Origin of the sequence: Paraburkholderia sp. J76 (assembly GCF_905220295.1) — a bacterium.
Taxonomy (GTDB): Bacteria; Pseudomonadota; Gammaproteobacteria; order Burkholderiales; family Burkholderiaceae; genus Paraburkholderia.
Genome location: NZ_CAJMZJ010000017.1, coordinates 137,710 through 160,986 on the forward strand (window position 1 = coordinate 137,710; position 23,277 = coordinate 160,986).

Sequence of the window (23,277 nt, forward strand, 5' to 3'; positions counted from 1 at the left end):
AGTGCGTTTAATCAATGCGCTTACGCGGGCTTTAAGGTGGGTTTCAGCGAACCTTGTTAGTGTCAGCTAAATGAATGGTGTGCCGGGCGGACCGGCCGGCGGGCGCATCACGCAATGCAGCGCCCCGCAGTCCGCGCGGCAGCGCAAACCGATTAATTTCTCAAAGGGAGTAATGATGCAAAAACGATTCAAGCAGGTGATGTTGCTGGCCGCTCTCGTGCCGACGTTTGCGATGGCGCAGGCGCTCCAGAACCAGGCGCCCGCCCAGGCACCGGCAGCGGCCGCAGCACCCGTCGATCCGGCCAAGCAAGCCGCGATCAAGGACCTGCTCGACGCGATCGACGCACAGAAGCTCGTCGGCGCAATCGGCAACAGCGCCCAGATGCAAGCCAAGCAGCTCGTCCCGGCAATCCTGTCGGACGCGCTCTCGGAAAACAAGACGATGACGGACAAGCAGAAGCAAGCCGCCGTTCCGTCGCTGCAGAAGAACGCCGTGCCGAAGCTGGTTGACTCGGCGGGTCAGGTCTTCGCGACCGACTCGTTCAAGCAGGACGCCATGCAAGCTCAGTACGACGCCTACGCGAAGTACTACAGCACGCAGGAAATCAAGGACCTGACCACGTTCTACCGCAGCCCGACTGGCCGCAAGTTCATTCAGGTTCAAGACCAGGTTGGCCGCGACGTCGTGAACAGCCTGATGCAGAAGTACATGCCGCAGTCGATCAAGGCAACGCGCGACCAGGCAGACAGGGAAGTCGCTTCGGTGAAGGGCAAGTAAGCGAGTAATGGAGCCCGCGGGCTCGACGTAGCCTCCGGTCCGCAACCATGACTTACCGGTAGCGGGGCCGCATAGGCTGCGTAGGCCGGAAACCCTCCGCCGCGCCGCGCGTGGCGGGTTCCCGGCGACAATGCGATAATGGCCGTTTGCGCGATAAGCGCAAGCGGCCATTTTCTTTTTCTGGCGTGTTTCCGGCGGTTTTTGCCGCTTTTTGCCGCAGCGCCTGCCTCGGGGATCTTTTTACGATGCGCGTCTACAACTTTTCAGCCGGGCCGGCAGCGTTGCCAGAAGAAGTCCTGCGTCAGGCCGCCGACGAAATGCTCGACTGGCACGGCAGCGGCATGGGCGTGATGGAAATGAGCCATCGCGGTCCGGAATTCATGCAGATCCACGCCGAGGCGCTGCTCGATCTGCGCGAGCTGATGCGGGTGCCCGCAAGCCACCAGATCCTGTTCCTGCAGGGCGGCGGCATCGGCGAGAACGCGATCGTGCCGCTCAACCTGTTCGGCTCGAAGCCGCGCGCCGACTTCGTCATTACCGGGTCGTGGTCGCAGAAGTCGCAGAAGGAAGCGCTCAAGTATGGCGAAGCGCATATCGCCGCGACGGGCCACACCGAAGCCGGTTTCACGCATTCGCCGCCCAGGAGCGAATGGAAGCTCTCCGACGATCCCGCCTACGTGCACCTGTGCACGAATGAGACGATCGACGGCGTCGAGACCTTCGAGATCCCCGACCTCGGCGACACTCCGCTCGTGGCCGACGCTTCCTCGCACATCCTGTCGCGCCCGATGGACATCGCCAAGTACGGCGTGCTCTACGGCGGCGCGCAGAAGAACATCGGCATGGCGGGCGTAACCGTCGTGATCGTGCGCGAGGATCTGCTCGACCGCGCGATGCCGGTTTGCCCTTCGGCGTTCGAATGGAAGACCGTGGCCGCGAACAATTCGATGTTCAACACGCCGCCCACTTACGCCATCTACATCGCGGGGCTCGTATTCAAGTGGCTCAAGCGCCAGGGCGGTCTTGAAGTCATCGAGGCGCGCAATGTGGAAAAAGCGAAGCTGCTCTACGACACGATCGATGCGAGCAGCTTCTACAACAACCAGGTCGAGCGCCGCGCGCGCTCGCGGATGAACGTGCCGTTCTTCCTCGCCGACGAAACACGTAACGCGGATTTCCTCGCCGGCGCCAAAGCGCGCGGGCTGTTGCAGCTGAAGGGCCACAAGTCCGTCGGCGGCATGCGGGCATCGATTTACAACGCGGTGCCGCTCGAAGCAGTGAAGGCGCTGGTCGAGTACATGAAGGAATTCGAGGCGAAGCACGCCTGAATCACGCCTGGCGTGCATCCTTTCCAATTGCCGGTTTCACGCATGGACGACGAACTCAACTCCCAACTCAAGCCGCTGCGCGAACGCATCGATGCGATCGACGCGCAACTCATTGCCCTCCTGAACCAGCGCGCGTCAGTCGCGCTCGAAGTAGGCGAGGTCAAGAAGCATTTCAACGCGCCAGTGTTTCGCCCGGAGCGCGAGCTTCAGGTGATCGAACGCCTGCAGAACATGAGCGACGGTCCGCTCGGCAACGATCACATCAGCGCGATCTGGCGCGAGATCATGGCCGCGAGCCGTTCGCTCGAAAAGACGATCTCGGCTGCGTTTCTCGGCCCCGTCGGCACGTATAGCGAACAGGCGATGTACCAGTACTTCGGTCAGTCGATCGAAGGGCTGCCGTGTCCGTCGATCGACGAGGTGTTCCGCGCGGTCGAAGCGGGCGCCGCCGAATTCGGCGTGGTGCCGGTCGAGAACTCGACCGAGGGCGCCGTTTCGCGCACGCTCGACCTGTTCCTCGAAACGCAGCTCGTCATCGGCGGCGAAATCGCGTTGCCGATTCAGCATAACCTGATGACACAAAGCGGCGCCCTGAACGGCGTGACGCGCGTGTGCGCACATCCGCAGGCGCTCGCGCAGTGCCAGCATTGGCTGACCGCGAACGCGCCGCAACTCGAGCGTCAGCCCGTATCGAGCAATGCGGAGGCCGCGCGCCTCGCCGCCGCCGATCCGACGATTGCCGCGATTGCCGGCGATCGCGCCGCCACGCATTACGGTCTTCTGATCGCGAATGCGCTGATTCAGGACGATCCGCACAACCGCACGCGCTTCGTCATGATCGGCAAGCAGCCGGCGGGCGCGACGGGCCGCGACCAGACCTCGATGATCGTATCGGTGAAGAACGAGCCCGGCGCGGTGTACAAGCTGCTCGAACCGCTCGCGCGCCACAGCGTGTCGATGACGCGTTTCGAGTCGCGTCCGGCGCGCCTCGGCAGCACGTGGGAGTACTACTTCTACATCGACTTCGAAGGTCATCGCGACGAACCCGCCGTGGCCGCCGCGCTCGACGAACTCAGCAAGAAGGCCGCGTTTCTGAAGGTCCTCGGCTCGTATCCGCGCGCGCGTTAATGCGCGGAAGGTGCGGGCGGCGCGCCGCTGCCCGGCGCCGGCGGCCGCCCGCCGCACGAGGACGCCGGGCGCGCCTTTCTCCAACGGTGCCCATGAGCGCGCCTCGCGCGCGCAACCTTTACTTTTTTCGGTGACGTCGTGAGTGCGTTTTCGTTTAACAAACTGGTGATTTTCGGCGTGGGTCTGATCGGCGGGTCGCTCGCGCTCGCGTTGCGCGAGCGCGCATCGTCAGAACGCGAAGGCGCGCAGATCATCGGCGTGGGCCGCAGCGCAAAGTCGGTGTCGCGCGCGCTCGAACTCGGCGTGATCGACGCCGCCGCGACGCTCGACGACGAAGCCGCGCTCGCCGCCGCGCTCGATGGCGCCGATATCGTGCTGATCGCGGCGCCCGTCGCGCAAACCCAGGCGCTGCTCGAACGCATCGCGCCGCACCTGGGCCGCGAGACGATCGTCACCGACGCGGGCAGCACCAAGAGCGACGTGATCGCCGCGGCCCGCGCCGCGCTCGGTGCGCGCATCGCCCAGTTCGTGCCGGGGCATCCCATCGCCGGACGCGAGTCGAGCGGCGTCGATGCCGCATTGCCCGATCTGTACGTGGGCCGCAACGTCGTGCTGTGCCCGCTCGACGAAAACGCGCCGGCAGCGGTCGAGCGTATTGCCGCGATGTGGCGCGCCACGGGCGCCGTGATCGGCGAGATGCCGGCCGCACAGCACGATCGCGTGTTCGCCTCGGTGAGTCATCTTCCGCATGTGCTGTCGTTTGCACTCGTCGATCAGATTCTCGCTTCGAGCGACGCCGAACTGAAGTTTTCGTTCGCCGCGGGCGGTTTCCGCGACTTCACGCGCATTGCCGCGTCGAGCCCCGAAATGTGGCGCGACGTGTGCCTCGCGAACCGCGCCGCGCTGCTCGCCGAACTCGACGGCTACACTGAAGTGCTGGCGAAGCTGCGCGCCGCCATCGACGCCGGCGACGGCGCCGCGCTCGAAACCGTGTTCGCGCGTTCGCGCGCGGCGCGCGAGGCGTGGCAGGAGCGTGGCGGCAAGGGTGCGACGGCGGCCATCCAGCCCCCGTCAGGCAAATAAGCAGGCGAACAAGCAAACAAGCAGGCAGGACCCGGCCCGACGGCGCGGGCGCCGCAAAAACAGGCTGCAACCCAAGGCATTCTCAGGACACGCTCATGGAACACCTCGATCTCGGACCGTTCACCCGTGCGTCCGGCACGATCCGTCTGCCCGGCTCGAAGAGCATTTCGAACCGCGTGCTGCTGCTCGCGGCGCTGGCCGAGGGCGAAACGACCATCACGAACCTGCTCGATTCCGACGACACGCGCGTGATGCTCGATGCGCTCGAAAAGCTCGGCGTGAAGCTGAAGCGCGAGGACGACATCTGCGTCGTGCAGGGCACGCGCGGCGCGTTCCAGGCGGTGCGCGCGGATCTCTTTCTCGGCAACGCGGGCACGGCGGTGCGTCCGCTCACGGCCGCGCTCGCGGTGAACGGCGGCGATTACCGCATTCACGGCGTGCCGCGCATGCACGAGCGGCCCATCGGCGACCTCGTGGACGGCCTGCGCCAGATCGGCGCGAAGATCGACTACGAAGAGAATGAGGGCTTTCCGCCGCTGCGCATCCGTCCCGCGCCGATTTCGGTCGAGGCGCCCATCCGCGTGCGCGGCGACGTGTCGAGCCAGTTCCTTACCGCGCTGCTCATGACGCTGCCGCTCGTGCGCGCCAAGGACGGCGTGACGATCGTCGAGGTGGACGGCGAGCTGATCTCGAAGCCCTACATCGAGATCACGATCAAGCTGATGGAGCGCTTCGGCGTAAAGGTCGAGCGCCACGGCTGGCATCGCTTCGAGATTCCCGCGGGCGTGCGCTACCAGTCGCCCGGCAAGATCATGGTGGAGGGCGATGCGTCGTCGGCGTCGTACTTTCTCGCCGCGGGCGCGATCGGCGGCGGCCCGCTGCGCGTGGAAGGCGTGGGGCGCTCCAGCATCCAGGGCGACGTTGCGTTTGCCGCCGCGCTCATGCGCATGGGCGCGAACGTCACGGTCGCCGACGACTGGATCGAGGTGCGCGGCATCGGCAACGACCATGGCAAGCTCGACCCCATCGACATGGACTTCAACCTCATTCCCGACGCGGCCATGACGATCGCAGTGGCCGCGTTGTTCGCCGACGGCGCGACCACGCTGCGCAACATCGCGAGCTGGCGCGTGAAGGAAACCGACCGCATCGCCGCGATGGCCACGGAACTGCGCAAGGTGGGCGCGAACGTCGAGGAGGGCCCCGATTACCTGATCGTGCGGCCACCGGCAAAGCTCACGCCGAACGCAGCCATCGACACCTACGACGACCACCGCATGGCCATGTGCTTCTCGCTCGTGAGCCTCGGCGGCGTGCCGGTGCGCATCAACGACCCGAAGTGCGTCGGCAAGACGTTTCCCGATTATTTCGAGCGCTTCCTGGCGCTCGCGCAACCTTGATTCACACGAAGCCGAGTACCTTTGCCGCATGAAATCGACCCGTCCCTTTTACCCGACGCCCGTCATCACGATCGACGGCCCGACCGCCTCCGGCAAAGGCACGGTGGCTGCCCTCGTCGCCGCGCATCTCGGCTTTCACCTGCTCGACAGCGGCGCGCTCTATCGGCTCGCGGCGCTGGCAAGCGTACGCTACGCCGTTGCCCCCGACGACGCGGAGAACCTTGCGAAGCTGATCGACGATCTCCACATCACGTTCCGCGAGGGGCTTGCGCAACTCGACGGCGTTGACGTTTCGAACGAAATTCGCGCCGAAGAGGTGGGCAACCGCGCCTCGATGATCGCCGCGCATTCGGCCGTGCGTGCGGCGCTCGTGGCGCGTCAGCGGGCGTTTCGCAAGCTTCCCGGGCTCGTCGCGGACGGTCGCGACATGGGCACGATGATCTTCCCGGACGCTGTCCTGAAGGTGTTTTTGACGGCCAGCGCGGAGGCCCGCGCGGCGCGCCGGCATAAGCAATTGATCCAAAAAGGTTTTTCTGCTAATATGGATGACTTGCTTCGGGATTTGCGTGAACGCGACGCGCGCGACAGTAACCGCGCGGCCGCGCCGCTCAAGCCCGCGGCGGATGCGCAGCTTCTCGATACCTCGGCGCTTTCCATCGACCAGGCGGTCGAACAGGTGGTGCAGTGGTACCAGGAGTCGAGCCAACTGCGACCCGTGCGGTAACGTGCGGTAACTTACGCTCGCGGTACTCGAAGAACGCAGTAGTAGCAGTGCCTGTTGGTGCCCTGGCAAGAATCAGGGCGTATGTTAAACCCCTCAACCCCGTGTGGCTTTTGCATCTGTGCCGCGAACGTAAGCGCTCCGGCCTCAACGCCCGACCGGTCAAAACTGGCTGGCGGTGCAGCGAAAACCATGCAAATCCAGATTTTTATGTCCGACCTGCAAACCTCCAACCCGAATACCGAATCTTTTGCGGCTCTGTTCGAAGAGTCGCTGACCAAGCAAGACATGCGCGCCGGCGAAGTGATCTCCGCCGAAGTCGTGCGTGTCGACCACAACTTCGTGGTCGTCAACGCTGGTCTCAAGTCCGAAGCCTACATTCCGCTCGAAGAATTCCTGAACGACGCGGGCGAGGTTGAAGTGCAGGCGGGCGATTTCGTTTCCGTCGCGATCGACGCGCTGGAAAACGGCTACGGCGACACGATCCTGTCGCGCGACAAGGCGAAGCGTCTGGCTTCGTGGCTGTCGCTGGAAAAGGCCCTCGACAACAACGAACTCGTGACCGGCACGATCACGGGCAAGGTCAAGGGCGGCATGACCGTCATGGTCAACGGCATCCGCGCGTTCCTCCCGGGTTCGCTCGTCGACACGCGTCCGGTCAAGGACACGACGCCGTACGAAGGCAAGACCCTCGAATTCCGCGTCATCAAGCTCGACCGCAAGCGTAACAACGTCGTGCTGTCGCGCCGCGCAGTGATCGAAGCCACGCAAGGCGAAGAGCGCGCAAAGCTGCTCGAAACGCTGAAGGAAGGCGCGATCGTCAACGGCGTGGTCAAGAACATCACCGACTACGGCGCGTTCGTGGACCTCGGCGGCATCGACGGCCTGCTGCACATCACCGACATCGCATGGCGTCGCGTGCGTCACCCGTCGGAAGTGCTGTCGGTCGGCCAGGAAGTCACGGCCAAGATCCTCAAGTTCGACCAGGAAAAGAACCGCGTTTCGCTCGGTATCAAGCAACTGGGCGACGATCCTTGGGAAGGCATCTCGCGCCGCTACCCGTCGGGCACGCGCCTGTTCGGCAAGGTCACGAACATCACCGACTACGGCGCGTTCGTCGAAGTCGAGTCGGGTATCGAAGGCCTGGTTCACGTCTCGGAAATGGACTGGACCAACAAGAACGTTGCACCGTCGAAGGTTGTGCAACTGGGCGACGAAGTCGAAGTCATGGTCCTCGAGATCGACGAAGACCGCCGCCGCATCTCGCTCGGCATGAAGCAGTGCAAGCCGAATCCGTGGGATGACTTCAGCCGCAACTTCAAGAAGGGCGACAAGCTCCAGGGCGCGATCAAGTCGATCACCGACTTCGGCGTGTTTATCGGTCTGCCTGGCGGCATCGACGGTCTGGTTCACCTTTCGGACCTGTCGTGGTCGGAAGCTGGCGAAGAAGCCGTTCGCAAGTACAAGAAGGGCGACGAAGTCGAAGCCGTGGTTCTGGGCATCGACGTCGAGAAGGAACGCATCTCGCTCGGCATCAAGCAGCTCGAAGGCGACCCGTTCAGCAACTTCGTTGCTGTCAACGACAAGGGTTCGATCGTCGACGGCGTGGTCAAGTCGGTTGACGCCAAGGGCGCAGTCGTTACGCTGAACGCCGACGTCGAAGGCTACCTGCGTGCTTCGGAAATCGCGCAAGATCGCGTGGAAGACGCTCGCAACGTGCTGAAGGAAGGCGACAAGGTCAACGCGATGATCATCAACATCGATCGCAAGTCGCGTGGCATCAACCTGTCGATCAAGGCCAAGGATTCGGCCGAGACGCAGGAAGCGCTGCGCAGCATGTCGTCGGACTCGGGTCAGGCTGCCACCGGCACGACCAACCTGGGCGCGCTGCTGAAGGCCAAGCTCGACGGCCAGAACCAGTAAAGCCTCAAACGGGGGCAAGCTGAAGTATGACCAAATCTGAATTGGTCGCGCAGCTGGCTACGCGATTTCCGCAACTTGTTCTCAAGGACGCGGATTTCGCGGTCAAAACGATGCTCGATGCGATGTCCGAGGCGCTTGCCAAGGGCCATCGCATCGAAATTCGTGGCTTTGGCAGCTTCGGCCTGAATCGTCGGCCGTCGCGCGTGGGTCGCAATCCCAAGTCGGGTGAAAAGGTGCTGGTGCCGGAGAAGTTCGTGCCGCACTTCAAGCCGGGCAAGGAACTGCGTGAGCGCGTGGACCGCAATTCGGGCGAGCCGCTGAAGGCGGACGAGCCGGACGACGACCTGTAACCGCTGGATCGTTTTTCGATCGGGCGATTGCGGTGGTCGGCGGTCAATGCCAGATGGCCAGAATGCATGGACCGGTAAAGAAGCGCTGGGGTGAACAACCCTGGCGCTTTTTTTTCGTCTGCGCCTTTTCGACGCTGTTTGCGCTGACGCCCCGAGTTGAGCCGGCTCTGCGCTCGCTCGCACGTGCCGGCGCACGAGCCGTTCAATTACAATACGGGACACTTCGCGGGACACTTCGGCGCGGCTTGTGCTGCAACGCAGCATGTCCGCCAGGCCTGCCCCGCATGTGCCGCTGGTGCCCGCTGGTGCCTTTCTCAACTGCCAAGAGAATCCTTCAATGAGATTGATCGCCTGGGTGATCCGTGTGCTGGTGTTCGTGCTGCTGCTCGTACTCGCGCTCGCCAACACGCAAACCGCGACGCTGAACTTTCTGGCCGGATATTCGTGGCAGGCTCCGCTGATCCTGATCGGCCTCGCGTTTTTTGTGGTCGGGCTGCTGGCGGGGCTGCTTTCCGCGCTGCCCGGCGTGTTCCGGCTGCGCATGGAAAACGGGCGCCTCAAACGCGACCTGCGTGTGGCGCGCGAAACGCCCACGCCGATCGTCGAGCCGCCGCTGCCGCCGCTTATCTGATTTGTATTACCGTGCCGCGCGCCTGAATGCGCGCGGCTGATTTTCCGCTCATACCATCGCTCGCATGGATCTCGATTTTTGGTGGCTCCTCGTCATTCCCGTCGCGTTTGCGCTCGGCTGGATGGCGTCGCGCTACGACCTGAAGGCTCTTCTTTCCGAAAGCGCCAATCTGCCGCGTTCGTACTTCCGCGGCCTGAATTTCCTGCTCAACGAGCAGCCCGACAAGGCCATCGACGCGTTTATCGAGGTCGCCAAGCTCGACCCCGAGACCGTCGAACTGCACTTCGCGCTTGGCAATCTGTTTCGCCGCCGCGGCGAGACCGACCGGGCGATCCGCGTGCATCAGAATCTGCTTTCGCGCTCCGATCTGCCCGTGAACGAGCGCGACCACGCGCTTTACGAACTCGGCCAGGATTTCCTGAAGGCCGGCATGCTCGACCGCGCCGAGGAAACCTTCGGCAAGCTTAAGTCGGGCGATTTTGCGCTCGGCGCACAGCGCGCGCTGCTCGCGATTTACGAGATCGAGAAGGACTGGAACCGCTGCATCGACACCGCGCGTCATCTCGAAACGATGGGCGCAGCGTCGCTCGACCTTGAGATCGCGCAGTTCCATTGCGAACTCGCGCAGGAAGCGCTCCAGCAGAAGAAGCCCGAAGAAGCGCGCCGCCAGCTCGCTCTGGCGCTCAAGGCCAACCCGCAGAACGTGCGCGCGACGATCCTCGCGGGCGACGTCGACGCGGCCAGCGGCGATTGCGAGACGGCGCTTGGCCACTGGCGCGAAGTCGAGGCGCAGAATCCCGCTTATCTGCCGCTCGTCGCCGAAAAGGTCATGAAGGCCTACGAGACGCTCGGCCGCGCCGAAGAGGGCGCGCACTTGCTCACGACGTGGGTCGACGCGTATCCGACGAACGATCTGCTCGACGTCGCCTACAAGCACGTCGCCGCGCTGCGCGGCGCCGATGCGGCGCACGCGCTCGCCCGCGCGCAGATGCAGAAGTCGCCGAATCTGGCCGGCATGGCGCGTCTGCTCGAAGCGCAGCAGGCGAGCGCCGAGGAGCCGCGCCGCAGCGAACTCGAACTGATGCGCAAGCTGCTCCAGCAGCGCACCAAGAACCTGCCACGCTATACCTGCCAGAACTGCGGCTTCCGGGCGCGCCTCTTCTACTGGCAGTGTCCGGGCTGCAGCGGCTGGGAAACCTATGCGCCGCGCCGCGTCGAGCCGGTTCCCGCGTCGAGCTGAGCCCGCGGGCACGCCCGCCGCCCGGCTCCGGGGCCGCACCTCACCGGCCGCGAGTCGCCGGCCGCAACCTCGGCGGCCCTGCACCCAGTCACCACATCATCAGCATCTGTCACCGGAGCGCCTATGAAGATCACCATTGTCGGTACCGGCTATGTCGGCCTCGTCACCGGTGCGTGTCTTGCCGAAATCGGCCACGACGTGTTTTGCCTCGATGTCGATCCGCGCAAGATCGATATCCTGAATGGCGGCGGCGTGCCGATTCACGAGCCGGGGCTGCTCGAACTCATCGCGCGTAATCGCGCGGCCGGGCGCATTACCTTTTCCACCGACGTCGCCGCGAGCGTCGAGCACGGCGAGGTCCAGTTCATCGCTGTGGGCACGCCGCCCGACGAGGATGGCTCGGCCGACCTCCAGTACGTGCTCGAGGCGGCGCGCAGCATCGGCCGCCACATGAACGGCTTCAAGGTAGTTGTCGACAAATCGACGGTGCCCGTCGGCACGGCGCAGCGCGTGCACGGCGTGCTGGCCGATGAACTGGCGAAGCGCGGCCTTTCGCAGAGCGACGGCCATCGCTTTTCGGTCGTCTCGAATCCCGAGTTCCTGAAAGAGGGCGCGGCCGTGGACGACTTCATGCGTCCGGACCGCATCATCATCGGTCTGGACGAGGACGAAAACGGCAACGCCGCGCGCGAGAAGATGAAGCGCCTCTACGCGCCGTTCAACCGCAATCACGAACGCACGATCTACATGGACGTGCGCTCCGCGGAATTCACGAAATACGCGGCCAATGCCATGCTCGCCACGCGCATTTCGTTCATGAACGAGATGGCGAATCTCGCCGACCGCGTGGGCGCCGACATCGAATCGGTGCGCCGCGGCATTGGCTCCGATCCGCGTATCGGCTATCACTTCCTGTATGCGGGCTGCGGCTATGGCGGCTCGTGTTTCCCGAAGGACGTACAGGCGCTGATCCGCACGGCCGCGGAATCGGGCCAGAACCTGCGCGTGCTCGAAGCGGTCGAGGCGGTCAATCACGGCCAGAAGGAAGTGCTCGTGAAGAAGATCGTCAGGGCGTGCGGCGAAGACCTCACCGGCAAGCACTTCGCCGTTTGGGGCCTCGCGTTCAAGCCGAACACCGACGACATGCGCGAAGCGCCGAGCCGCCGTCTGATCGCCGACCTGCTGGCGCGCGGCGCGACGGTGGCCGCGTGGGACCCGGTCGCGGCGGAGGAAGCGCGGCGCGTGTTCGCGCTCGATCTCGCGCACGCGCCGCAGCAGCACGCGCGCCTTACGTTCGCGTCGAGCCAGGACGACGCGCTCACGGGTGCGGACGCGCTCGTGATCGTGACCGAATGGACCGCGTTCAAGGCGCCCGATTTCGCGCATCTAAAGAAGGTGCTCAAGGCACCGCGTATCTTCGACGGACGCAACCTCTACGAGCCCGACGCCATGGCGGAGCTGGGCATTGACTATCACTCGATTGGGCGGCCCCATGTCAACCTCGCAAACTCCCCAGCCTGAAGCCACGCCTGGCGCCGCGCTAGCCACGGCTATCGCGCCCGAAGTGCGCGTCGTGCCGCGCGAAAAGCTCGCCACCTCGCGCGTGCTCGTGGTCGGCGACGTCATGCTCGACCGCTACTGGTTCGGCGACGTCAACCGCATCTCGCCGGAAGCGCCGGTGCCGGTCGTGCACGTGCAGCGCAAGGAAGACCGCCTGGGCGGCGCCGCGAACGTCGCGCGCAACGCGGCGGCGCTCGGCGCCCATGCGGGCCTGCTGTGCGTGGTGGGCCACGATGAACCCGGCGAGCGTATCGTCGAGCTGCTCGACGAAAGCAACGTGAACGCGTATCTCGAACGCGATCCCGCATTGCCGACCACCATCAAGCTGCGCGTCCTTTCGCGCCAGCAGCAGCTTCTGCGCGTGGACTTCGAGAACACGCCCGCGCACGAGATCCTGCTCGCGGGCCTCGCGCGTTTCGACGCACTGCTGCCCACGCACGACGTGATTCTGCTCTCCGACTACGCGAAGGGCGGCCTCACGCATGTCACGCAGATGATCGCGAAAGCGCGCGCGGCGGGCAAGGCGGTGCTGGTCGACCCCAAGGGCGACGACTGGGAACGCTATCGCGGCGCGAGCCTCATCACGCCGAACCGCGCGGAGTTGCGCGAAGTGGTGGGCACGTGGAAGTCGGAGGAAGACCTTCACGCACGCGTGACGAAGCTGCGCCGCGAACTGCAGTTCGACGCGCTGCTGCTCACGCGCTCGGAAGAGGGTATGACGCTCTTTTCCGAGGACGGCGCGCTGCACGCGGCGGCCGATGCGCGCGAAGTGTATGATGTGTCGGGCGCCGGCGACACGGTGATCGCGACTGTCGCGGTCATGCTGGGCGCGGGTTTGCCGCTCGTCGAGGGCGTCGCGCTCGCGAACCGCGCGGCCGGCATCGTGGTCGGCAAGCTCGGCACGGCCACCGTCGATTACGACGAACTCTTTCAATAACGTTCCGCACGCGCTCGCGCAGCGCTCGCACCCCCGGCCGGGATTTCCGGAGAGTTTTCCCGGCCAAGGGTCAACCTTGTATCAACCTCGCGTGAACCGCGTCACCGCAGACCTATCATGACCCTCATCGTCACCGGCGCGGCCGGTTTCATCGGCAGCAATATCGTCAAGGCGCTGAACGAACGCGGCGAAGACCGCATCATCGCCGTCGACAATCTCACCCGCGCGGACAAGTTCAGGAATCTCGTCGATTGCGAGATCGACGACTACATCGACAAGACCGAGTTCGTCGAGCGCTTCGCGCGCGGCGATTTCGGCGACGTGCGCGCGGTGTTCCACGAAGGCGCCTGTTCGGACACGATGGAAACCGACGGCCGCTACATGATGGACAACAACTTCCGCTACAGCCGCGCGCTGCTCGACGCGTGCCTCGCGCAGCGCGTGCAGTTTCTGTATGCGTCGTCGGCGGCGATCTATGGCGGCTCGACGCGCTTTGTCGAAGAGCGCGAAGTGGAAGCGCCGCTGAACGTGTACGGCTATTCGAAGTTTCTGTTCGACCAGGTGATCCGCCGCGCGCTGCCCACGGCGCAAAGCCAGATTGCGGGCTTTCGCTATTTCAACGTGTATGGGCCGCGCGAGACGCACAAGGCGCGCATGGCGTCGGTAGCGTTCCACAACTTCAACCAGTTCCGCGCCGAAGGCCGCGTGAAGCTGTTCGGCGAGTACAACGGCTATGCGCCAGGCGAACAGACGCGCGATTTCGTTTCGGTCGAGGACGTGGTGAAGGTCAACCTGTTCTTCTTCGATCATCCGGAGAAGACGGGCATCTTCAATCTGGGCAGCGGCCGCGCGCAGCCGTTCAACGACATCGCCACGACCGTGGTGAACACGATGCGGGCGATGGAAGGCAAGCCTGCCCTCTCGCTCGCGAAGCAGGTCGAGGAAGGGCTGATCGAGTACATTCCGTTTCCCGATGCGCTGCGCGGCAAGTACCAGTGCTTCACGCAGGCGGATCAGTCCAAGCTGCGCGCAGCGGGCTACGACGCGCCGTTCCTGACGGTGCAGGAAGGGGTGGATCGTTACGTACGTTGGCTTTCTGGCCAGGTGTAACGCGAAGCCCTGACTCCCTACACTGGACTCTCCTCGCCGGCGATGGTCGCCGGCGTTTTCAGGGAGATCCAGCATGTTCCGAAAAATCCTTGCGGCGGCCGCGCTTCTGGCCGTATTCAGCCACGCCTTCGCGGCCGTGGACGTCAACACGGCCAACGAAGACGCGCTTCGCGGCATCAAGGGCATTGGGCCCGCGCGCGCCAAGGCCATTCTCGACGAGCGCGGCGCGCACGGCCCGTACAAGGATGCCGCTGACCTCGGCAAGCGCGTGAAGGGCATGGGCGGCCATACCGTCGAACGTTTGCAGGCCGAAGGATTGTCGGTCGGCCCCGCGAATGCCCAGGCTGCGCAGTCGAAGGTTGCACAGGCAACGCCCGCGAAGGCGGGGGCGCCGCAACCGGCCACGGTGGCGGTCAAGAAGTAGGCGCCGTCGTCCGTTTTGCCCCGCGCGTCGTGCATTACGCTCGCGGGGTTGCAGTCTCCTTCAGGTGTCGCTCAGGTGAGGTTGACCCGCGACGTTGACCCGCGGCTCGCGCCGCGGGCTTTTTGCCATGCGTCGAGGTTGGGTGCCAGCCCTGCGTCCCTACGACCGTTATGGGTCAAAGCGGGGTGCCCTGCGGTCGCTGCCCGCGTGGTTTAGAATCGCTGGATCACGTCATCGCGCCTTACTGTCCTCCCCATGCCATACAAGACCATTGAAGACACGATCGGCAATACGCCTCTCGTGCAGCTCGTCCGCCTGCCTGACGACGATATTCGCGCCCGCAATAACGTCGTGCTGGCCAAGCTCGAAGGCAACAACCCGGCCGGTTCGGTGAAGGACCGCCCGGCGCTCTCGATGATCCGCAAAGCCGAAGAGCGCGGCCGCATCAAGCCTGGCGACACGCTCATCGAAGCGACGAGCGGCAATACGGGCATTGCGCTCGCCATGGCGGCGGCGATCCGCGGCTACAAGATGGTGCTCATCATGCCCGAGGACCTTTCGGTCGAGCGCCGCCAGAGCATGGCCGCCTATGGCGCCGAAATCACGCTCACGCCGGTCAAGGGCGGCATGGAGTATGCCCGCGACCTCGCCGAGCAAATGCAGCGCGACGGCAAGGGCATCATCCTCGACCAGTTCGCCAATCCCGACAATCCGCTCGCGCATTACGAGACCACGGGTCCGGAAATCTGGCGCGATACGGAAGGGCGCGTCACGCACTTCGTTTCGTCGATGGGGACGACCGGCACGATCATGGGCACGTCCCAGTTCCTGAAAGAAAAGAATCAGGCCATCGAGATCGTCGGCGCGCAGCCGGAAGAGGGCTCGCGCATTCCGGGCATCCGCAAGTGGCCCGAAGCGTATTTGCCGAAGATTTTCGACCGCAGCCGCGTGGATCGCGTGGAGAACGTCAGCCAGGCCGCCGCCGAAAACATGGCGCGTCGTCTTGCCTCGGTCGAAGGCATTTTTGCGGGCATCTCGTCGGGCGGTGCATGCGAAGTGGCGCTGCGTCTTGCGCGTCAGCTCGAAAACGCGACGATCGTGTTCATCGTCTGCGACCGGGGCGACCGCTATCTTTCCACGGGTGTGTTTCCCGCTTGACCCACCTCATCCCGCTTGATTGACGCGTTGACGCGTCGATGCGAAAACGGCCTTCGGTATGTTCCGAAGGCCGTTTTGTTTGCACCGCCGCGCAATCTAGTCTTGCTGTGCTGGCGGCGTCGTGCCCGTGCCGTTCGGCGCGCCGTTCACGCCGTTGTCATTTCCGTTGCCGCCGCCGTTGCCGTTCTGCGGGCCCACGCCCACGCCCGGTTGCGTGGCCAGCATCCGCGCCTTCACGCGCATGCCGAGTTGATACACCGCGAGCGCGTAGAAGAAGCTGCGGTTATAGCGCGTGAGCACATAGAAGTTCTTGAGCCCGAGCTTGTACTCGGTGCCGCGTCCAGGCGAGGGCAGATCGATCACCGTGACGGGCGTGCCCGCCTCGGCGTCGACGTCCACGTCCGGCTGGTCGAGCACGAGCCCCGAGTGCAGCAACTGGCTGAGCGGCCAGCGCGGTTCCGGCTTGCCGTCCGCGGCGGCCTGCGCGATGCCGAGGCTGCCCGCGTCGGTGGCGATATTCCACACCACGGGCCGGCCCGATTCCCAGCCGTTCTGCCGCAGATAGTTCGCCACGCTACCGATCGCGTCGGCCGTGCTGGCGCGCAGGTCGATGTGATGGTTGCCCTCGTAGTCCACCGCGTACTGCACGATGCTGCTCGGCAGGAACTGCGGAATGCCGATCGCGCCCGTGTACGAGCCGAGCACCGACGACGGATCGATCTGCGCGTCGCGCGTCCACACGAGGTAGTCTTCGAGATTCTTGCGGAACGTTGCCATGCGATCGGCACGGTTTGGCGTGTCCGGATAGTCGAAGGCGAGCGTGGTGAGCGCGTCAAGCACGCGGAAGTTGCCCATGTAGCGGCCGTAGATCGTCTCCACGCCGATAATGCCGACGATCACCTCGGGCGGTACGCCAAACTCCTCCGATGCGCGTTGCAGCGTAGCCTGGTTCGCGCGCCAGAAGCGCACGCCCGCATTGATGCGTACCGGGTCGAGGAAACGCGCTTGATACGCGCGCCAGTTCTTCACGCCGGGAACGGGCGAGGGCGTGACGAGCTTCACGGCCGTGGCCGAATAATTCGCGCTCGCGAAGAGCGCGTGCAGCGCCGCGGGATCGAAGTCGTAACGCGCCACCATGTCGTTGATGAAGCCGTCGACGTCCGGATTATTCGCGTAGCGCTGCGGGACGATTTCCTCTTCGAACGTCTGGCCCTGCGTCGGCGTTTGCGGCTGTGCCTGCGCAAGCTTGAGTGGCGTCTGTCGCGATTTCGGCGCGGCGGTTTGCGCGCGCGCCGCGCCGGTGCACAACGTCGCCGCGACGCAAAGCGCGAGTGCGAGGGTCGTGCGACGTGAGCGGCGCGAGGCGGACAGAGCGGTCTTGAGCGTCATGAGTAAGAGGGGGAGAGCGGTCCAGGAAGATCCCGGGCAGTATAACCGAGCGCCTTATGGGAATTGGGCCGTTGCGCGCCGGCGTGGCGCGTGAGCACCAGGTCGCTGTGGTAACGTTTGTCTGTTCGCGCGCCGGTCGGCGCGCAGCCAGACACAAGACAGAAGGAGACCCGCGGTCGCGCCCCTGAGCGAAGGCCGCGGCCAGTGCGACTCATGACGACCGGTTTCTTCTCTCATCCCGATTTTCTGCTGCACGAAATGGGCGAATGGCATCCTGAATGCCCCGCGCGCCTGCAGGCCATCGAAGACCAACTGATCGCGAGCCGTATCGACGCGCTGATCGAGCGCGACGAATCGGCGCCACTCGCTACCGACGCGGACCTTCTGCGCGTGCATACGCAGGCGCAAATCGACTTCATCCGCAACACGGCGCCCAGGGAAGGCTACGCGAGCATCGACCCCGACACGCTGATGAATCCGCACACGTGGCAGGCGGCCCTGCGCGCGGCGGGCGCGGCGATCGCGGCCACCGACGCCGTGCTCGCAGGGCGCTACGAGAACGCATTCTGCAGCGTGCGCCCGCCTGGCCATCACGCGGAGCCCGCGCGTGCGATGGGCTTTTGCTTCTTCAACAACATCGCGATCGCGGCGCGTCATGCGCTCGAAGTCCACGGCCTCCAACGCGTGGCGATCGTCGATTTCGACGTGCATCACGGCAACGGCACCGAAGCGGCATTCGCGGGCGATTCGCGCGTGCTGATGTGCAGCTTCTTCCAGCATCCGTTCTATCCGTACACGGGCGCGGAAAATCCGGCGCCGAACATGGTCAACCTGCCGATCGCGGCGCGCACGAAAGGCATGGAAGTGCGCGAGGCCATCGACATCATGTGGCTGCCGCGCCTGCACGAATTCAAGCCGGAGATGGTGTTCATCTCGGCGGGCTTCGACGCGCATCGCGAGGACGACCTCGGCAACATGGGGCTCGTCGAGGACGACTTCGCGTGGATCACGGAACAGATTCGCGAGATTGCGGGCCGCTACGCGAAGGGGCGCATCGTGAGCAGCCTGGAAGGCGGCTATAACCTTTCGGCGCTCGGCCGCAGTGTGGTGGCGCATCTGCGCGTGCTCGCGGATATCTAGGCGACCCGCACCGCCCCTATTCGAACGATGGAGACACGCATCATGAGTGCCAATCCCAGCGCTTCGGCATCGCTCGTCGAACTCACGCGCGACGCGTACGGCGTGCCAGGCGTCGTGCGCCTGACGCTCAATCGCCCGGATGCGTTCAACGCGCTTTCCGAAGCGCTCATCGACGCATTGCAAACGGAACTCGCCGCGCTGGCGAAATCCGACGCGCGCGCGATCGTCATCGCCGCCGCGGGGCGTGCGTTCTGCGCGGGCCACGATCTCAGGGAAATGCGCGCGGCGCCCTCGCACGAGTACTACGCGAAACTGTTCGAGCGCTGCTCGAAGATGATGCTCGCCATTCAAAAGATGCCGCAGCCCGTGATCGCGCGCGTGCAGGGCGTGGCGACGGCGGCGGGTTGCCAGCTCGTCGCGATGTGCGATCTGGCCGTGGCGGCGGATACGGCGCGCTTTGCCGTGTCGGGCATCAATCTCGGGCTCTTTTGCTCGACGCCGGCCGTGCCGCTCTCGCGCAACGTTTCGCGCAAGGCGGCCTTCGAGATGCTGATGACGGGCGAATTCATCGACGCGCACAAGGCGCTGCGCGAAGGCCTCGTGAACCGCGTGGTCCCCGCCGACGAACTCGACGCCGCCGTGACGGCGCTCGCCGCGAGCATCTGCGCGAAGCCGCGCGAGGCGGTCGAGGCAGGCAAGGCGCTCTTCTACCGGCAGCTCGAAATGGGCATCGAAGCCGCGTATCAAGTGGCCGGGCAGACCATGGCGTGCAACATGATGACCGACCCCGCGCTCGACGGCGTGCAGGCATTCATCGAGAAACGCGGCGCGAAGTAATGCGCGTGCGCACGTTCAGGAGTGCAGACCGATCCAGTCGAGCAGCGCGCCGATCACGCGTTCGCGATCGAGGTCGTTGAGCGTCTCGTGGTAGCTGCCTTCATACAGCGTGAGCGTGCGGTCGGGCGATCCCACGTTCGCGCCGAACGCGCGGCTGCCTTCGGGCTCGGTGAGCTTGTCCCCGGTGCCATGCCAGATCAGCACGGGTAGCCGGAGTTGCGCGCGGCCCGCTTCGATGCGCTTCATCGCTCCCAGCAATTGCGCCCCCGTGCGCGCGGGAATCGCGCCGTGATGCACGAGCGGATCGGCGCGATTGGCTTCGACCACGGCGTTATCGCGCGCGAGCAGCGCGGCCTCGATCTTCATGGCCGGAAAGGTCGGCCAGATCGCGCTGATCACGCGGCTCGCCGCGATCATCCACGCGGGCACGTCGCGGCCCGGCGCCAGCGCCGCGCTGGAAAGCAGCAGGCCCGCGAGCGGCACGCGCGATTGCGGTAAGCGTTCGACGGCGTAGAGCGCGGCGATCGCGCCGCCCATGCTGTGGCCCATCAGAAAGAGCGGCGTGCCACCTGCGGCGCATTGCGCGCTCGCGTGGGCAATAAGCGCCTCGGCGTCGTCGAGGTATTCGTCGAAGCGCGCGACCCACGTGCGCCGGCCCGGCGCATGCCCGTGACCGCGCAGATCGATTGCGTAGACATCGATGCCCGCCGCGTTCAGGCGCGCGGCGAGCGCCGCATAGCGGCCCGCGTGTTCCGCGAGGCCGTGAACGAGCGCGATGGCCGCGCGCGGCGGCGCGCTCGCGCGCCAGACGTAGAGCGGCAGTTCGACGCCGTCGCGCGTGCGTAGCGTCGAGCGCAGGGCTTCGGTCTCGCCGGTTTTCTGACTGGTCTCCATCTCGCTCCCTGGTTGGGCGGGTCGTTGTCGGTATCTCTGTGTCCGCAGCAGTGTAGCGGCCCGGCGGACCACGGCGCGCCGCCACCGCCCTCTAATGCAATCCCGTTATGAAAGTATCGAAATTGATTATTAAAAGGAATTTGGCGTACCAGGGTAAAATGGCGAGCTAAATCCAGTCCATCAAACGGCGGCTGTCTGCCGGCGCGACGCGTTTTCCGAACTCCGAAAGGTACGGTCAATGCGAGCGGCGCGCGGCACACCCGCCGTTTTGCTTTTCTCCATGATCGAAATTCGAAACGTGTCCCAGCGCTTCGCCGGCCCACAAGGCTGGATCGAGGCGCTGCACAACGTCAATCTGACGATTCCGCCGGGCGAAGTGTTCGGCATCATTGGGCGCAGCGGCGCAGGCAAGAGCACGCTCGTGCGCACCATCAACCTGCTCACGCGGCCCACGGAAGGCGACATCGTCGTGAACGGGCGCACGCTCACGTCGCTCTCGTCCGCCGACTTGCGCGAAGCGCGCCGCGAGATCGGCATGATCTTTCAGCACTTCAATCTGCTCTCGTCGCGCACGGTGTTCGACAACGTCGCGTTGCCGCTTGAACTCGCGGGCGTGAAGCGCGCCGAGATCGAAGCCACGGTGCTGCCGCTGCTCGAACTCGTCGGCCTCACCGCGCAAAAGGATCGCTATCCGTCGCAGATCAGCGGCGGCCAGAAGCAGCGCGTGGGCATTGCGCGCGCGCTCGCGAGCAAGCCGAAGGTGCTGCTCTCGGACGAAGCCACCTCCGCGCTCGACCCTGAAACCACGCGCGCGATTCTCGACCTGCTGCGCAAGATCAATCGCGAGCTGAACCTGACCATCGTGATGATCACGCACCAGATGGAAGTGATCAAACAGGTGTGCGACCGCGTGGCCGTGCTCGACGCGGGTCGCGTAGTGGAAAGCGGGCCCGTGATCGACGTGTTCCTGCAACCGCGCCACGAAGTCACGCGCGCGCTGCTCGGCGACGTGATCGCGCAGGAACTGCCGCCCGCGCTCAAGGCGCGCGTGGCCGAGCGTCTCGCGAAGGGCAGCGGCCATTTGCTGCGCCTTGCGTTCACGGGTACGGGCGTCGACCAGCCGGTGCTCTCGGAAACGATTCGCCGCTTCGAACTCGATTTCAACATCCTGCACGGCCAGATCGACGAGATCCAGGGGCAGGCGTTCGGCTCGCTCGCGGTGCTTGCGGGCGGCGATCCGGTGAAGGTGGCGCAGGCCATGACGTGGCTGCGCGAGCAAGGCGTGGTGGTGGAGGAGCTGTCCCATGTGGAGTGAAATGTTCGACATGTTCGTCCAGTCGTTCTGGGAAACGCTCGTCATGGTGGGCATCTCGGGACTCGTGGGCGCGGCCGTGGGCCTGCCGCTCGGCGTGCTGCTCTATCTCACCGACCGCAACGGCGTGCTGCAAAACGTCGCCGCGAATCGCGTGATGGGCGTGATCGTCAACGCGGTGCGCTCGACGCCGTTCATCATCCTGCTCGTCGCAGTGATTCCGTTCACGCGCCTCGTGGTCGGTTCGTCGATCGGCACGGCCGCGGCCATCGTGCCGCTCACCATTGCCGCGGCGCCGTTCATCGCGCGTCTCGTGGAAACGGCGCTGCGCGAAGTCGATCGCGGCCTGATCGAAGCGGCCCAGGCCATGGGCGCGAGCACGAGCCAGATCGTTTTCAAGGTGCTGCTGCCCGAATCGCTGCCGGGCGTGGTAGCGGGGCTCACCATCACGTTCATCTCGCTCGTCGGCTATTCGGCGATGGCGGGCGCGATCGGCGGCGGAGGTCTTGGCGACCTCGGCATCCGCTACGGTTATCAGCGCTTCGAGCCCGAAGTCATGCTGATCGTCGTCGTGATCCTGATCGTGTTCGTGCAGCTCGTGCAGTCGTTCGGCGACTGGCTCGTGCGGCGTCTCAGCCACAAATGAGCCATAAACAAGCCTGAAACAGGCCGTTTTTCGATCAACACAACTACACAAGACAAAGGTTTGGTATGCAACGTCGTTTCATGATCCGGCTCGCGCTAGCGCTTGGCACGGCTTCGCTGATTGCCCCCTTCGCTGCCCACGCGGACGAAACCATCAAGGTGGGCGTAACGGGCGGCCCGCACGAGCAGGTGATGGAAGTCGTGAAGAGCGTGGCCGCGAAGAACGGCCTGAACATCAAGATCGTCGAGTTCTCCGACTACGTGCAGCCGAATGCGGCGCTCGCGGGCGGCGACCTCGACGCCAACAGCTACCAGCACGGGCCGTATCTCGACGCGCAGGTGAAGGATCGCGGCTACAAGCTCATCAAGATCGCGGACACGGTCACGTTCCCGATGGGCATTTATTCGAAAAAGATCAAGTCGCTCGCCGAACTGAAGCCGGGCGCTCGCATCGCGGTGCCCAACGACCCGACGAATGGCGGCCGCGCGTTGCTGCTGCTTCAAAGCCAGGGCCTCATCAAGTTGCGCGCCGGAGCCGGTTTGAAGGCGACGCCGCTCGATATCGTGGAAAACCCCAGGAAGCTGAAGATCGTCGAACTGGACGCCGCGCAGATTCCGCGCTCGCTCGACGACGTGGACGCCGCCGCGATCAACACGAACTTCGCGATGGAAGCGGGCCTGAAGCCGAAGCAGGATGCGATCGCGATCGAGGACCCGAAGGGGCCTTACGTGAACATCCTCGCGATCCGCGAAGCCGACCGCAACAAGCCCTGGGTCGCGAAACTGGTGGCCGCGTACCACTCGCCGGAAGTGAAGCAGTACATCGACACGAAGTTCGGCGGGGCGGTCATCACGGCGTGGTAAGCCTGCGCGAGGCCGTGAAATTAGAGATATTTTTCGGCGCCCGGGCTTGATGCCCGGGTTTTTTCCACCGTAAAATCGCACGATCGTTCGCTACTGATGGCCGGAGTGAAGCAGGGGGGTGCGGCAGCGGTGGTTCGTGAAAATTGCTGGTGGCAGATCGGCCCGACAGGGCTATCGCTATAATGTCCGCCAGGTTGACGTATTCGTAACTTCGGAGCATGTGAATGAAAGTCCTTGTGCCAGTCAAACGCGTAGTCGATTACAACGTGAAGGTTCGTGTGAAGTCGGACGGCACGGGCGTCGATATCGCGAACGTGAAGATGTCGATGAACCCGTTCGACGAAATCGCCGTGGAAGAAGCGGTGCGCCTGAAGGAAGCCGGCGTGGCGACGGAAGTCATCGCCGTTTCGGCGGGCGTGACGCAA

The 23,277-nt window shown here is 64.7% G+C and carries 23 protein-coding genes; 21 read left to right on the forward strand and 2 right to left on the reverse strand.

The annotated features are described in order from the left end of the window. The first annotated feature begins 175 nt into the window (after positions 1-175). From U5768_RS27415 to cysM, 15 genes are all read left to right on the forward strand, one after another. Positions 176-778, forward strand: coding sequence for a DUF2059 domain-containing protein (locus tag U5768_RS27415; protein ID WP_322033504.1), 603 nt, complete (start codon positions 176-178; stop codon positions 776-778). Positions 779-1,023: 245 nt separating this feature from the next. Then, a complete protein-coding gene (gene serC / locus U5768_RS27420; RefSeq protein ID WP_322033505.1) occupies positions 1,024-2,106 on the forward strand; it encodes a 3-phosphoserine/phosphohydroxythreonine transaminase in 1,083 nt (360 codons plus the stop codon). 42 nt (positions 2,107-2,148) lie between these two features. Further along, positions 2,149-3,234, forward strand: coding sequence for a prephenate dehydratase (gene pheA / locus U5768_RS27425; protein ID WP_322033506.1), 1,086 nt, complete (start codon positions 2,149-2,151; stop codon positions 3,232-3,234). A gap of 138 nt (positions 3,235-3,372) precedes the next feature. Further along, positions 3,373-4,317, forward strand: a complete 945-nt coding sequence (locus U5768_RS27430; RefSeq protein ID WP_322033507.1) for a prephenate dehydrogenase — start codon at positions 3,373-3,375, stop codon at positions 4,315-4,317. A gap of 95 nt (positions 4,318-4,412) precedes the next feature. Continuing rightward, a complete protein-coding gene (gene aroA, locus U5768_RS27435) occupies positions 4,413-5,717 on the forward strand; it encodes a 3-phosphoshikimate 1-carboxyvinyltransferase (protein ID WP_322033508.1) in 1,305 nt (434 codons plus the stop codon). 28 nt (positions 5,718-5,745) lie between these two features. Beyond that, a complete protein-coding gene (gene cmk, locus U5768_RS27440; protein WP_322033509.1) occupies positions 5,746-6,441 on the forward strand; it encodes a (d)CMP kinase in 696 nt (231 codons plus the stop codon). Between the two features lie 189 nt (positions 6,442-6,630). Next, positions 6,631-8,361 (forward strand): 30S ribosomal protein S1, encoded by a 1,731-nt coding sequence (rpsA, locus tag U5768_RS27445; RefSeq protein WP_322033510.1) that lies wholly within the window; start codon positions 6,631-6,633, stop codon positions 8,359-8,361. Positions 8,362-8,387: 26 nt separating this feature from the next. Next, the gene (locus U5768_RS27450; RefSeq protein ID WP_027817382.1) at positions 8,388-8,711 is read left to right on the forward strand and encodes an integration host factor subunit beta; all 324 of its coding nucleotides are present in this window, start codon (positions 8,388-8,390) and stop codon (positions 8,709-8,711) included. A 337-nt stretch (positions 8,712-9,048) separates the two neighbouring features. Then, positions 9,049-9,342, forward strand: a complete 294-nt coding sequence (locus U5768_RS27455) for a LapA family protein (RefSeq protein ID WP_322033511.1) — start codon at positions 9,049-9,051, stop codon at positions 9,340-9,342. 64 nt (positions 9,343-9,406) lie between these two features. After that, on the forward strand, positions 9,407-10,582 hold the full coding sequence (gene lapB, locus U5768_RS27460; protein ID WP_322033512.1) for a lipopolysaccharide assembly protein LapB: 1,176 nt from the start codon (positions 9,407-9,409) through the stop codon (positions 10,580-10,582). 123 nt (positions 10,583-10,705) lie between these two features. Next, complete coding sequence (locus U5768_RS27465) at positions 10,706-12,103, forward strand: UDP-glucose/GDP-mannose dehydrogenase family protein (protein ID WP_322033513.1); 1,398 nt, start codon at positions 10,706-10,708, stop codon at positions 12,101-12,103. Next, on the forward strand, positions 12,075-13,079 hold the full coding sequence (rfaE1, locus tag U5768_RS27470; RefSeq protein WP_322033514.1) for a D-glycero-beta-D-manno-heptose-7-phosphate kinase: 1,005 nt from the start codon (positions 12,075-12,077) through the stop codon (positions 13,077-13,079). Before U5768_RS27465 ends, rfaE1 begins: the two co-directional genes overlap by 29 nt. Positions 13,080-13,196: 117 nt before the next feature. Further along, on the forward strand, positions 13,197-14,189 hold the full coding sequence (gene rfaD / locus U5768_RS27475; RefSeq protein WP_322033515.1) for an ADP-glyceromanno-heptose 6-epimerase: 993 nt from the start codon (positions 13,197-13,199) through the stop codon (positions 14,187-14,189). A 73-nt stretch (positions 14,190-14,262) separates the two neighbouring features. Then, positions 14,263-14,613, forward strand: a complete 351-nt coding sequence (locus U5768_RS27480; protein ID WP_322033516.1) for a ComEA family DNA-binding protein — start codon at positions 14,263-14,265, stop codon at positions 14,611-14,613. Between the two features lie 255 nt (positions 14,614-14,868). After that, on the forward strand, positions 14,869-15,771 hold the full coding sequence (gene cysM / locus U5768_RS27485) for a cysteine synthase CysM (RefSeq protein ID WP_322033517.1): 903 nt from the start codon (positions 14,869-14,871) through the stop codon (positions 15,769-15,771). 96 nt (positions 15,772-15,867) lie between these two features. Here cysM and mltB read toward each other — a convergent pair whose 3' ends face one another. Continuing rightward, positions 15,868-17,160: a lytic murein transglycosylase B gene (mltB, locus tag U5768_RS27490; protein WP_322033518.1), complete on the reverse strand. Its 1,293-nt coding sequence runs from the start codon at positions 17,158-17,160 to the stop codon at positions 15,868-15,870. 213 nt (positions 17,161-17,373) lie between these two features. Here mltB and U5768_RS27495 point away from each other — a divergent pair, with 213 nt between their 5' ends. Next, positions 17,374-18,300, forward strand: coding sequence for a histone deacetylase family protein (locus tag U5768_RS27495; RefSeq protein WP_322033519.1), 927 nt, complete (start codon positions 17,374-17,376; stop codon positions 18,298-18,300). Between the two features lie 42 nt (positions 18,301-18,342). Next, positions 18,343-19,137, forward strand: a complete 795-nt coding sequence (locus U5768_RS27500; protein ID WP_322033520.1) for an enoyl-CoA hydratase — start codon at positions 18,343-18,345, stop codon at positions 19,135-19,137. A gap of 15 nt (positions 19,138-19,152) precedes the next feature. On the opposite strand, the gene U5768_RS27505 is transcribed toward U5768_RS27500, so the two are convergent. Continuing rightward, on the reverse strand, positions 19,153-20,031 hold the full coding sequence (locus tag U5768_RS27505; RefSeq protein ID WP_322033521.1) for an alpha/beta hydrolase: 879 nt from the start codon (positions 20,029-20,031) through the stop codon (positions 19,153-19,155). Positions 20,032-20,311: 280 nt separating this feature from the next. Between U5768_RS27505 and U5768_RS27510 the strand changes: the two genes are divergently transcribed. The 4 genes from U5768_RS27510 to U5768_RS27525 all read left to right on the forward strand — a co-directional run. Further along, positions 20,312-21,346: a methionine ABC transporter ATP-binding protein gene (locus tag U5768_RS27510; RefSeq protein ID WP_322033522.1), complete on the forward strand. Its 1,035-nt coding sequence runs from the start codon at positions 20,312-20,314 to the stop codon at positions 21,344-21,346. Beyond that, positions 21,336-21,989, forward strand: a complete 654-nt coding sequence (locus tag U5768_RS27515; RefSeq protein ID WP_322033523.1) for a methionine ABC transporter permease — start codon at positions 21,336-21,338, stop codon at positions 21,987-21,989. The genes U5768_RS27510 and U5768_RS27515 overlap by 11 nt, the downstream gene beginning before the upstream one ends. Before the next feature lie 65 nt (positions 21,990-22,054). After that, positions 22,055-22,852, forward strand: a complete 798-nt coding sequence (locus tag U5768_RS27520; RefSeq protein ID WP_322033524.1) for a MetQ/NlpA family ABC transporter substrate-binding protein — start codon at positions 22,055-22,057, stop codon at positions 22,850-22,852. Positions 22,853-23,076: 224 nt separating this feature from the next. Then, the coding region (locus U5768_RS27525; protein WP_415913979.1) for an electron transfer flavoprotein subunit beta/FixA family protein at positions 23,077-23,277 on the forward strand (201 nt) is incomplete at its 3' end.

Excerpts from the sequence above, each read along its gene's own strand:
- U5768_RS27510 (WP_322033522.1), top strand. The coding sequence starts at position 20,312 with ATGATCGAAATTCGAAACGTGTCCCAGCGCTTCGCCGGCCCACAAGGC.
- U5768_RS27465 (WP_322033513.1), top strand. The coding sequence starts at position 10,706 with ATGAAGATCACCATTGTCGGTACCGGCTATGTCGGCCTCGTCACCGGT.
- cysM (WP_322033517.1), top strand. The coding sequence starts at position 14,869 with ATGCCATACAAGACCATTGAAGACACGATCGGCAATACGCCTCTCGTG.
- U5768_RS27500 (WP_322033520.1), top strand. The coding sequence starts at position 18,343 with ATGAGTGCCAATCCCAGCGCTTCGGCATCGCTCGTCGAACTCACGCGC.
- U5768_RS27520 (WP_322033524.1), top strand. The coding sequence starts at position 22,055 with ATGCAACGTCGTTTCATGATCCGGCTCGCGCTAGCGCTTGGCACGGCT.
- U5768_RS27515 (WP_322033523.1), top strand. The coding sequence starts at position 21,336 with ATGTGGAGTGAAATGTTCGACATGTTCGTCCAGTCGTTCTGGGAAACG.
- U5768_RS27505 (WP_322033521.1), bottom strand. The coding sequence starts at position 20,031 with ATGGAGACCAGTCAGAAAACCGGCGAGACCGAAGCCCTGCGCTCGACG.
- U5768_RS27415 (WP_322033504.1), top strand. The coding sequence starts at position 176 with ATGCAAAAACGATTCAAGCAGGTGATGTTGCTGGCCGCTCTCGTGCCG.
- rfaD (WP_322033515.1), top strand. The coding sequence starts at position 13,197 with ATGACCCTCATCGTCACCGGCGCGGCCGGTTTCATCGGCAGCAATATC.
- pheA (WP_322033506.1), top strand. The coding sequence starts at position 2,149 with ATGGACGACGAACTCAACTCCCAACTCAAGCCGCTGCGCGAACGCATC.
- U5768_RS27480 (WP_322033516.1), top strand. The coding sequence starts at position 14,263 with ATGTTCCGAAAAATCCTTGCGGCGGCCGCGCTTCTGGCCGTATTCAGC.
- cmk (WP_322033509.1), top strand. The coding sequence starts at position 5,746 with ATGAAATCGACCCGTCCCTTTTACCCGACGCCCGTCATCACGATCGAC.
- U5768_RS27450 (WP_027817382.1), top strand. The coding sequence starts at position 8,388 with ATGACCAAATCTGAATTGGTCGCGCAGCTGGCTACGCGATTTCCGCAA.
- serC (WP_322033505.1), top strand. The coding sequence starts at position 1,024 with ATGCGCGTCTACAACTTTTCAGCCGGGCCGGCAGCGTTGCCAGAAGAA.
- U5768_RS27495 (WP_322033519.1), top strand. The coding sequence starts at position 17,374 with ATGACGACCGGTTTCTTCTCTCATCCCGATTTTCTGCTGCACGAAATG.
- mltB (WP_322033518.1), bottom strand. The coding sequence starts at position 17,160 with ATGACGCTCAAGACCGCTCTGTCCGCCTCGCGCCGCTCACGTCGCACG.
- rfaE1 (WP_322033514.1), top strand. The coding sequence starts at position 12,075 with ATGTCAACCTCGCAAACTCCCCAGCCTGAAGCCACGCCTGGCGCCGCG.
- lapB (WP_322033512.1), top strand. The coding sequence starts at position 9,407 with ATGGATCTCGATTTTTGGTGGCTCCTCGTCATTCCCGTCGCGTTTGCG.
- rpsA (WP_322033510.1), top strand. The coding sequence starts at position 6,631 with ATGCAAATCCAGATTTTTATGTCCGACCTGCAAACCTCCAACCCGAAT.
- U5768_RS27455 (WP_322033511.1), top strand. The coding sequence starts at position 9,049 with ATGAGATTGATCGCCTGGGTGATCCGTGTGCTGGTGTTCGTGCTGCTG.
- aroA (WP_322033508.1), top strand. The coding sequence starts at position 4,413 with ATGGAACACCTCGATCTCGGACCGTTCACCCGTGCGTCCGGCACGATC.